Below are 10,526 nucleotides of genomic sequence, written 5' to 3' on the forward strand. Positions count from 1 at the left end.
CCGAACTCAGAGGTGAAACGCTGTTGCGGCAACGATAGTTTAGGGGTCGCCCTACGCAAAAATAGCTCGGTGCCAGGGATAATACTTAAAACTAAAACCCGTTAGCTTATCTAATAGCTATCGGGTTTTAGTTTTACGAGCAAAATAATGTCGTAGCATCAGCAGTGGACGATCGCGATTTTCAAAAAATTGTGGTTTATGGTAAGCTAATCGTCATTCATTTTTCTAGAATGATTCGCTTGTAGTAAGAGCTTCAGCCCTACTTTTATGCAACTTAAATGCCGATTAGCTTATGACAATTTTAGATAAATTGCGATCGCTGACCCTAAATCCAATAATAGAAAATGAGCGGACTTGATCTACATCTAGCCCGGAGCTTAAGTTTTGGGCTAGATGTAGATCAGTTTAATACTTTAACTTTTACAAAAATTTGGTTAATTCCAATGTTCTGCCTTTTGCCTCCTTCAATCATTGCTATTTTTGAATTTACGTTGCAATTGTTTCAGCGATTGATACATATCTGGTAGGCGACTATAAACAGCACATACCTTGAGATATAGTTTGTAAGGAACGGCTGGAGTTCCTGAGACAATTTCTCCTGGTGCAACATCGCTGTGAATTCCAGTTTGAGCAGATGCGATCGCACCATCTCCCATTTTCACTTGATTGGCTATTCCGGTTTGTCCAGCTAAAATAACGCGATTTCCCAGTTTTACGCCCCCTGCCATACCAGCCTGACCTGCAATAGCACAACCAGAACCAATTTGGCAGCCATGACCTATTTGTACTAAGTTATCAATTACTGTATTGCGGCCTACCCGTGTTTCTCCGACTGCTGGGCGGTCAATAGCAGTGTTACAGCCAACTACCACCCCATCTTCTAAGACTGTATATCCAGATTGTTCCATTTTTAACCAACCAGTACGGCTAGGAACAAAACCAAAGCCTTCTGCACCAATGACTGCACCACTGTGAATCACGCAATCTGCACCGATGCGGGTGCGTTCGTGAATAGTACAGTTGGCGTGTAAGGTGGTGCGATCGCCGATTTTGGTATCTGGATAAATTACCACATTGGGATGAATAATTGCACCATCGCCAATTTCCACGCCTTGCTGAATCACAGCATGGGGACCAACGTAAACATCACTACCAACTTTTGCGCTGGAGTGAATTACAGCAGTGGGATGAATTTCTGGAACAGGGCGATATGGTTGGTAAAAAAGTGTGATCGCTTTGGCAAATAACAGTCGCGGATCTGAGGTCGATATCCAGACAATACCGTTCTCTTGTGCAAGCTCCTGTAATTTTTCGTCTTGGGGCAAAATTAAAGCTGTAGCATTGGTCTTACTGACAAAAGACCCAAATTTTGGCCCTTCTACGTAGCTGAGAGTACCGTTAGTGGCTTCATCAATGGCTGCTACCCCTGTAATTTCTGGGTCAAGGTCTGGGTTGCTAGTCAGGCTATGATTTGTGGCTGTTTCACCAAATTGGCTGATAATTTCGCTAAATTTCATTGTTGGGTGTGTTCAAAATTGACCTACAAAGGATGGTAGCTTTATTTTTGCCGCTTTGTACTAGCAAGATAATGAGTAATTAATATAGAGATTATTTCTCTTCTAGAAACTGCGAAGTTTTGAAATGATTAATCATATATAAGAATTAAGAGAACGCTTGTTTAATAGTGGAATAGTAAAAATAGTAATCTACTACATTATTTTTAATAAGTTCGCCGTAAGGACTTTAGCCTTTGATTTCTAAGCACTAAAGTACTTACTACAAACTCTCTTAAGCTGTCTGGCTATTCGCCATTGCTATCCCTGCCAAATACCCAGTTGTCCAAGCACTTTGGAAGTTAAACCCACCGGTAACACCATCAATATCTAAGATTTCTCCGGCAAAATAAAGGCCAGGAACTAACCTACTTTCCATCGTCTTGAAGTTGACTTCTTTGAGGTTAACGCCGCCACAGGTAACAAATTCTTCTTTAAAGGCTCCTTTGCCGTTGATTAAGTATTGTCCTTGAGTAAGTTCTTGCACCAGTTGATTTAAGGTTTTACTAGATATTTCTGCCCAACGGTCTTCTGTGGTAATGCCTGCACGGGCAATGATATATTGCCAGAGACGATGGGGTAAATCAACGCCGCGATGCAATGCGATCGCTTTCTTTCCCCATTCATCTTTAACTGCTAAAACTTTTTCTCGCACTTGTTCTTGGTGCATAAGGGGCAGCCAATTAATCAATAATTTGGCTTGATAGCGGCTTTCGTGCAAAACTCTCGCACCCCAAGCAGAAAGCTTTAAAACAGCCGGGCCACTCAAACCCCAGTGGGTAATCAGCAATGGCCCAGTTTGTTGTAATTGGGATTTTCCACTCGCAGATAATCTTAATTGGACAGGGTTAACGCTAACTCCAGCCAACTCTCGCAACTTTTGATCGAGAATGTTAAAGGTAAATAACGAGGGCACTGGCGGTTCTATTTGATGACCTAACTCTCGGACAATTTTATAACCGACAATACTACTGCCGGTGGCAAGCAGTAGGCGATCGCATTTAATCGTCTCTCCCGACTTAAGAAGAATATCAAACCCCTCATCTGCTGTACTTCGTTTCACCGAAGTTACGTGTGTACCGACACGGAGTTTTACCCCAGATGTGGCCACCGATTTAATCAGACATTCCACAATGGTTTCTGAAGTATTGGTGACAGGAAACATCCGGCCATCAGCTTCAGTTTTTAGATAGACTCCACTAGCAGCAAACCAAGCTACTGTATCTTGAGGGGCAAAGCGAGTCAAAGCACCCCGCAAAGCTTTTGCACCTCTGGGGTAATTTTGTACTAACTCCTCCGCGTCAAAGCAAGCGTGAGTGACGTTGCAGCGTCCACCACCAGAAATTAGCACTTTCGCCAGTGGTTGACGACTGGCTTCGAGTAAAGTAACCTGGGCATCAGGATTGGCTTTAGCACAAGCGATCGCGCCAAAAAATCCCGCAGCCCCACCCCCAATAACTACGATTCGTAACGGTAGCAAATTCTAAAATTTCTCAATAGCACGTACTTTACTAGGCTAGCTTTTATCTTCACTATTCAACTAGTTCAAATTGATCTTTTGTCGCACCACAAGTCGGGCATACCCAATCATCTGGTATATCTTCAAAAGCTGTTCCCGGCGCTATATCGCTATCTGGATCGCCGAATTCTGGGTCATATTCATAGCCGCAAACGGTACATATATACTTTGCCATGTTCCTTTCCCCTAATAAATTATTGGCATCGCTTCCCTAGTGAACTACCCCACCGCATGGCGGATGGGGCTTCCAAATTCATTGGGAGTAGCCTTAGATACGGACGACTTTCGCCTTCCAACCTTTGGACTTACACTCCCTCCTTTGGCAGTAGCGCTAGTTCCTAACGCTAATATTCTGAGTCCTTCATCTCGAATATTGATAGCGGCGTTTACGTCTCGGTCATGCTTTGTATTACAGTTTTTGCACTGCCATGACCGAACTTCTATTGGTAAGCTACCCACTTGATTGAGACAGACGGAGCAAGTCTTTGAGGATGGGAAAAAACGGTCTACTTCTACGTAGCACTTTCCATCAACTCTAGCTTTATATTCCAGCATTGTGGTGAACTCACCCCAACTCACATCGCTAATGGCTTTAGCTAAGTTGTGATTTTTCACCATGTTTTTCACTGCCAAATTCTCAAGGCAGATGACTTGGTTCTCGTTCACCATTTTGCGAGAGAGTTTATGCAGGAAGTCTTGACGGGTATTGGCAATCTTTTCATGCACCCGCGCCACAATCCGACGCGCCTTCTTGCGACGGTTGGAACCCAAAACTTTGCGAGATAGCTTTTGCTGCTTACGCTTCAGGTTCCTTGATCGTTTTTTCAACACTCTCGGATTATCAAACTTTGAACCATCAGAGGTGATCGCAAAGTGCGTCAGTCCCAGGTCAATCCCGACCGCTTTACCCTGAGAGGATTGCTCTATTTCGGGCTGTCCATCATCAAACAACAATGAGGCAAAATACTTACCTGATGAAGCAAGGGATAGGGTAACGGTCTTTAGTTTGCCTTCTAACACTCGATGAATTTTGGCTGGAACTATCCCAATTTTTGGAAGCTTCAACCCCTCATGGGTGATTTGGACATTCTGAGGATACTGAATAGACTGCTTACCTTGCTTCGATTTGAAGTTGGGAAATTTAGCCCGTCCCTCAAAGAAATTGATAAACGCTCTAGACAGGTTGAGGGATACCGACTGCAACACTTGACTATAGGGTTCGGACAACCATTCAAACTCTTTTTTGAGAGCGGGTAGACGGTCGTTCATCCCTTGTTGAGACAGACCTTTCCCCGTCTCTTTATATATCTGATTAGTCATGGCTAACGAATTGTTCCAAAACCAACGCGCACAACCAAACGCTTTTGATAGCGCGACTTGCTGCTCATCGCTCGGATAAATTCGTACCTTGACGGCGTGTTTCATGTCCCTGTCTAACTACAAAATACTAAAAGCAGTAAACAAACTTTTAAATGAGAGACAAAGCTAATTGGCTGCTTTGCTCCGCTACACAGCCTCGCTATCCATGCCCACCGCATAGGCGAGGCGGATGAGGAATTTCACGATTCATTTAAATACTTTTAGCAGTAAGTGAAAATGCTCATACTACAATTCTTAAACGAGAGGATAAAGGCTTATCGGGTAAGGCATATAACCTTGGCGGAAATTTCCCAGATTATGAGAGATCCAGATTACAAACGCCACCAAGTCCTTTGGGCATAACTGATAATCCCGATCGCGATCGCCCCTAGTAGTAGTAGCAAAATTATTCCACCTGGAATAAAAGTAAGAATACCAAAGCCTCTCAGTACCCAAACGGCTACACTAACACCAAGAAGAATACCAAAAATCTGGATTAATCTACGATTTAAAGAAGATTGACTCACTTAATTTTCCTCTCAACTCAACAGAAATTACACTTGATATTGACAAACAGATATGAAGTTATGATGAAGTTACAGTTTCATCATAAATAATACGCAAAAATCGAGAGATCCTATCCAGAGGTTGGGGTAAGGTGCTTGATATTAAATAGTGTTTGTGCCATTCTAGCTGTTAAGAACTTAGTTTTTCATTTATAAATAGTGTTATTATCAAGCCCGCTTAAGTATTAATTGTGTTAATTGTGATCGAAACTACAGGTTTTACAGTAAAGTAACTGAAATAATTACCAAAAACTCACCCTTTCCGGAAAGGATCGGGATTACACTGGAACTAAAATTTAATGGGTTGGATCTAAATCAAGTTTTATAGCTTGTAGTTTCAATTCTATTTAGGTGGATGAGTTGAGGAGTAACTAAAATCATTATGTCTGCGTCTCATATCTCAGACTCAATTATTGCAGGTTCAGATATGGCTTGGAGTCAAGATAAACAAAAGTTGCTGGTACAGGGTGAAATTTTGGTAGAAACGCGATCGCACAAGGCGTGTGGTGGCGCGGTGACAGCCTGGATGTATTTGCCGATGGTGCGATCGCAAGTTTGGCAGCAATTAACTGATTATCCCCGGTGGGTGCAATATTTTCCTGATATCACTAAAAGCGAGATATCACACAAAGGTGAAGTGAAGCGTCTATATCAAGCAGCACAAAAAGCCTTTTTCTTTTTCACGGCTCAAGTGGAAATTTACCTCAACGTTGTAGAAGTGCTGGGGCAACAAATCCAATTTCGCATGGAAAAAGGGACTTTTGAGGATTTTAACGCCAATTTAGAACTCAAAGATTGTGGAAATGGCACGTTGCTTGCTTATACCGTGCAAGCTACACCTCTGATTCCCATTCCATCAATTTTCATTCAACAAGCAATGAACTTTGAATTGCCTGCAAATATGCGGAAAATGCGACAAGTAATTTGTAAACAGTAGGGAATGGGGAATGGGGAATAGTGTAGTTCAATTATTTAAAAAGTGAGTTTAAACAACCTCTCCCCGCCTTGAACTAAAGTTCAAGCTGATCCCTCTCCGACTTGGAGAGGGACAGTTTTACTACGTAAAACGAGGGAGAGGTGTTTTATATTCGACTAATTAGCTGCTAAACACCTCAACGGGTAAGCGACTAAAAGAAAGACGCTCATTTTGCACATCTACAAAGATGGTATCGCCGTTGTTGAATTCACCGCGCAAGATGGCTTTGGCAATTTGAGTTTCTAACTCTCGCTGAATTGCCCGCTTCAGTGGACGCGCCCCATACACTGGGTCATACCCTACTTCTGCTAAAAAGTCAAGTGCAATATCCGAAAGTTTGAGGGATATTTTGCGATCGGCCAATCTTTGACGCAATCTTTGTACTTGCAACAGCACAATCTGCCGTAATTCCTTCTTATCTAAACCGTGGAAGATGATGATTTCGTCAATCCGGTTGAGGAATTCTGGACGGAAGCTATTCCGCATCGCTTCCATGACTCGACGGCGCATTTCGTCGTAGTGAGCGTTATCCCCAGCGACATCAAGAATGTATTGCGAACCGATGTTGCTAGTCATGATGATAATAGCGTTCTTGAAGTCCACCTTATGACCTTGGGCATCAGTGACGCGACCATCATCGAGAATTTGCAAGAAGATATTAAAAACATCAGGGTGGGCTTTCTCGATTTCGTCAAAGAGAATCACTGAGTAAGGACGGCGGCGAATCGCTTCTGTTAGTTGTCCGCCTTCTTCGTAACCCACATATCCTGGAGGCGCACCGATTAAACGGGAGACGGCATGTTTCTCCATATATTCCGACATATCGATTCGCACCAGCGCATCTTCGCTATCGAACATATAGCCCGCCAGCGCTTTCGCCAACTCGGTTTTACCCACACCTGTAGGCCCAAGGAAAATAAAGCTAGCGATGGGACGATTGGGATCAGCTAGTCCAGCGCGCGATCGCTGAATTGCATCTGCTACGGCTGTGACTGCTTCTTCTTGTCCAATCACGCGGTGGTGTAGTTCATCTTCTAAATGCAGTAGTTTCTCTTTCTCAGATTCCACCAGCTTGCTGATGGGAATTCCTGTCCATTTAGAAATAATTTCGGCAATATCAGCTTCTGTGACTTCTTCCCGTAATAGTGATTTTCCACTTCTTTGGGCGCTTGCCAATTCAGCTTCTACTGCTTCTAACTGACGATGCAAACTGGTTAAATTACCATATTTCAACTCCGCAGCGCGGTTAAGGTCGTAATCGCGTTCTGCTTGCTGAATCTCTAAATTGACCCGTTCAATCTCTTTTTTAACGGACTGAATTTTGTCAATGATATCTTTTTCAGACTGCCATTGAGTATTGAGGGTTCTTTGTTCTTCTTTGAGATCGGCAATTTCTTTTTCTAGTCTTTCTAGACGTTCACGAGAAGCGGCATCGCTTTCTTTTTGCAGCGATAGCTTCTCCATTTCCAATTGCAGAATCTTGCGATCGATTTCGTCGAGTTCTTCTGGTTTGGAGGTAATCTCCATTTTTAATCTAGCGGCGGCTTCATCTACCAAGTCAATAGCTTTATCAGGGAGGAAGCGATCGCTAATATATCGACTCGACAATACGGCGGCGGCAACTAAAGCACTATCAGAAATCTTCACCCCGTGGTGGTTTTCATAACGTTCTCTCAAGCCGCGCAAAATCGAAATACTATCTTCTACACTGGGTTGATCGACATAAACTTGCTGGAAGCGTCTTTCTAGTGCGGCATCTTTTTCGATATGTTTGCGGTATTCATCTAGAGTTGTCGCCCCAATACAGCGCAATTCGCCCCGCGCCAACATCGGTTTTAACAAGTTACCCGCATCCATCGCGCCTTGGGTTGCACCAGCGCCAACAACGGTGTGAATTTCATCAATAAATAAAACAATATTGCCGCCAGATTCAGTAACTTCTTTTAATACTGCTTTCAGGCGTTCTTCAAATTCACCCCGGAATTTTGCCCCCGCAATCAAAGCACCCATATCTAAAGAAATTAGCTTGCGGTCTTTGAGGGATTGGGGTACATCACCTGCGATAATGCGCTGTGCTAATCCTTCAGCGATCGCAGTTTTACCAACACCCGGTTCACCAATTAGCACAGGATTATTCTTGGTGCGGCGAGACAGAATTTGGACAGTGCGGCGAATCTCATCATCCCGCCCAATCACTGGATCGAGTTGACCTTTACGCGCGGCTTCTGTGAGATCACGCCCGTATTTTTCCAGTGCTTCGTATTTGCCTTCTGGATTTTGGTCGGTCACTTTTTGGCTCCCCCGAACTTGTTTAATAATATCTTTTAGTTTGCCTTCGTCTAAACCGAATTCTTGGAATAAAGCTTTGCCAAAGCGGTCATCTTTAGCGTAAGCCAGCAATAAGTGTTCAATTGAAATATATTCATCTTGAAACTCTTTGCGATACACATCTGCCCGATCTAGAAGTGTATCTAAGCTGCGTCCCAAGTAAACAGAACTGCTAGTACCAGATACTTTTGGCTGACGTTGAAAAAATTGTTCGGTGCGATCGCGCAGTTTTTGGAGGTTAACACCCGCTTTGGTGAGAATCCCAGTTGCTAGACCATCTTGTTCTAGCAACGCCTTCATCAAGTGTTCGCTTTCAATTTGCTGTTGTTGATATTGTTTAACAATATCGGGGGTATGGGCGATCGCTTCCCAGGCTTTTTCTGTAAATTGGTTAGGATTAGTAGGTTGCATAGGCTTTTTCAGGAACGTAGAGGCGTAGTGGTGAAGCAGCGCGGTCTTGGGGGTTTCCCCCATGAGCGACTGCTGTTAGCGCAGCGTTAGCGATGTTAGGAGCGTCACCCGGAGGGCTTGTCGCAGGCTACCACCAGAACACCAAGTAAAGAAAATTTCTACTCTCAATAGATATTGTATGAACAGGATAGCGATCGCCTAGATCGGTGTTCACGTCTTGTAAAAGTGGTATTTTCCCCTAGTTTTGATTTTCATGCGTGCGATTCTTTTTCATTGCACAACAACCGGAGTAGCTCATGGAACCCACGGTTTCAATTACCGGTTTGCGGAATGTCAGTAGATGCGCTCTTGTGTGCGATGGCACAAGCGCCCACGTAGGTGATCGCATTAGTCGGGTTTATTCCAATACAGTTCGGATAAGACCAAAACACTTGTAGAGACGGCGATTTATCGCGTCTCAAAAACCCAAAATTTTTGCCATTAGCCCTTAACCCAAGCGTATTGGGGTTTATTCCAGTGAGCGCTTAGAAGTCGGTACAGAGGTTTTTGGAGTCGCCCTCTGGAAGCTGAATCGTGCTTACTTGACGGCACTGAAAGAGAAAGTATTGCGTGTGCTGAGTTGGAAACTAGCAGCTAATGTAACAAGGGAATAATGCAACAATGCTAGAAATCAATGTTCATAGCAGTAATCCGAAAACTTTTGCGGTGCTTTGGTGATGTCTACACCCGTAGAAAAATCTAATTTTGAAAATCAAATTGCGTATTTGCATATTTAATGAAAAATTTACTGAATATTTCTTTAGATAGAGGTTTTTTCAACGTCTACTTACTTAAGGAGGAAAAATAATGAATCAATTCAAATATTCCAAGAAGATTTTTGGCGTTATTGCTGTTTTACTCGTAATTTGTGCAACTTTCTTTCCTAGAATGGCAATTGCAGATTTACTGACTGCGCCTATCAAGTCAGGTTGTACCGTCGTAGGTGATGTAAGAATAATACCAGATCCAAATAACCCCAATGAAATCGATGTTCTACCACCGACTGTGATAGTTAACAATGCCGATGGATGTAGCTTCAGTGCTAACGCGATGAAGTTACCACAAGCTCTGAGGGTTGAAAGAGCTATTATAAAGTTGCCTGCGGGTGTAACTGGGGTTGTTAAAAGCCTTCAGATCAGCAAAGTCGATGATGAAGGCAATAAAACAGTTATTTATGGTTGTTCTAATTTAAAAGTTAAGGATGGTACGGATTTAAATGTATCTTGCGGAGGGCCATCTTACTTACCATCAAACCAGTCCTTGCAATATAATGCAACTATTGCAGACTTTAAGCGAGGGACTAAGTTTGCCATTACGCTGGTAGCATCACAGTCTAAACAACTAGATTTGTAGTAAATATACGCCTGTTACACCAAAAAACCTATTTGGTGTAACAGGTAAAACTGCTTAGTACAAAAATGTTTGCTCCTTCCTAGCCGAAACTAAAAAAGACGGGCGTACCCCCTTAATTTTAAGCGTAGCCAACTGTATGACATACACTGCCCGTAATTAGCTCTAATATCCCCGGTTAAACAACTGAAGCATTCCAGTCGTGGGTAGAAAACAGTTTAGTTCTATGTTTTATCAAGAATCGTATACTTGATTTGGTATACGATTCTTTATTAAGTCAACACGATTACAATGACTAGCTCGCTTACTTAATTTTGATACAACTCCTATTTATTTCTGACTAAGACTGTAGTAGTTCGCCAAGTGAACTTGACGGGGTAAAGGGAAAGGGGGAAGGTGGGGCCCCCACGAAGTGGGGATAAGGG

8 protein-coding genes are annotated in these 10,526 nt (G+C 43.0%); 2 read left to right on the plus strand and 6 right to left on the minus strand.

Annotation, left to right across the window (positions count from 1 at the left end; translation table 11 throughout):
* Window positions 1-464: 464 nt before the first annotated feature.
* The 5 genes from lpxD to G1O98_RS32895 form a co-directional block, all read right to left on the minus strand.
* On the minus strand, window positions 465-1,517 hold the full coding sequence (gene lpxD, locus G1O98_RS32875; RefSeq protein ID WP_163937373.1) for a UDP-3-O-(3-hydroxymyristoyl)glucosamine N-acyltransferase: 1,053 nt from the start codon (window positions 1,515-1,517) through the stop codon (window positions 465-467).
* A 271-nt stretch (window positions 1,518-1,788) separates the two neighbouring features.
* Window positions 1,789-3,033 (minus strand): NAD(P)/FAD-dependent oxidoreductase, encoded by a 1,245-nt coding sequence (locus G1O98_RS32880; RefSeq protein ID WP_163937376.1) that lies wholly within the window; start codon window positions 3,031-3,033, stop codon window positions 1,789-1,791.
* 52 nt (window positions 3,034-3,085) lie between these two features.
* The gene (gene rd / locus G1O98_RS32885; RefSeq protein WP_012410759.1) at window positions 3,086-3,247 is read right to left on the minus strand and encodes a rubredoxin; all 162 of its coding nucleotides are present in this window, start codon (window positions 3,245-3,247) and stop codon (window positions 3,086-3,088) included.
* A 44-nt stretch (window positions 3,248-3,291) separates the two neighbouring features.
* Window positions 3,292-4,497, minus strand: a complete 1,206-nt coding sequence (locus G1O98_RS32890) for an RNA-guided endonuclease TnpB family protein (protein ID WP_163937379.1) — start codon at window positions 4,495-4,497, stop codon at window positions 3,292-3,294.
* A gap of 266 nt (window positions 4,498-4,763) precedes the next feature.
* A complete protein-coding gene (locus G1O98_RS32895) occupies window positions 4,764-4,958 on the minus strand; it encodes a hypothetical protein (RefSeq protein ID WP_012410758.1) in 195 nt (64 codons plus the stop codon).
* A 421-nt stretch (window positions 4,959-5,379) separates the two neighbouring features.
* On the opposite strand from G1O98_RS32895, the gene G1O98_RS32900 reads away from it, so the two are divergent.
* The gene (locus G1O98_RS32900) at window positions 5,380-5,934 is read left to right on the plus strand and encodes an SRPBCC family protein (protein ID WP_163937381.1); all 555 of its coding nucleotides are present in this window, start codon (window positions 5,380-5,382) and stop codon (window positions 5,932-5,934) included.
* A gap of 159 nt (window positions 5,935-6,093) precedes the next feature.
* On the opposite strand, the gene clpB is transcribed toward G1O98_RS32900, so the two are convergent.
* The gene (gene clpB, locus G1O98_RS32905; protein ID WP_114080790.1) at window positions 6,094-8,712 is read right to left on the minus strand and encodes an ATP-dependent chaperone ClpB; all 2,619 of its coding nucleotides are present in this window, start codon (window positions 8,710-8,712) and stop codon (window positions 6,094-6,096) included.
* An 846-nt stretch (window positions 8,713-9,558) separates the two neighbouring features.
* Between clpB and G1O98_RS32915 the strand changes: the two genes are divergently transcribed.
* The gene (locus G1O98_RS32915) at window positions 9,559-10,104 is read left to right on the plus strand and encodes a hypothetical protein (RefSeq protein WP_163937388.1); all 546 of its coding nucleotides are present in this window, start codon (window positions 9,559-9,561) and stop codon (window positions 10,102-10,104) included.
* Window positions 10,105-10,526: the final 422 nt, after the last annotated feature.

This window comes from Nostoc sp. UIC 10630 (assembly GCF_010747425.1).
Taxonomy (GTDB): Bacteria; Cyanobacteriota; Cyanobacteriia; order Cyanobacteriales; family Nostocaceae; genus Nostoc.

Coding starts and splice junctions, on each gene's coding strand:
- lpxD (WP_163937373.1), bottom strand. CDS start 1,517: ATGAAATTTAGCGAAATTATCAGCCAATTTGGTGAAACAGCCACAAAT.
- rd (WP_012410759.1), bottom strand. CDS start 3,247: ATGGCAAAGTATATATGTACCGTTTGCGGCTATGAATATGACCCAGAA.
- G1O98_RS32890 (WP_163937379.1), bottom strand. CDS start 4,497: ATGAAACACGCCGTCAAGGTACGAATTTATCCGAGCGATGAGCAGCAA.
- G1O98_RS32900 (WP_163937381.1), top strand. CDS start 5,380: ATGTCTGCGTCTCATATCTCAGACTCAATTATTGCAGGTTCAGATATG.
- clpB (WP_114080790.1), bottom strand. CDS start 8,712: ATGCAACCTACTAATCCTAACCAATTTACAGAAAAAGCCTGGGAAGCG.
- G1O98_RS32915 (WP_163937388.1), top strand. CDS start 9,559: ATGAATCAATTCAAATATTCCAAGAAGATTTTTGGCGTTATTGCTGTT.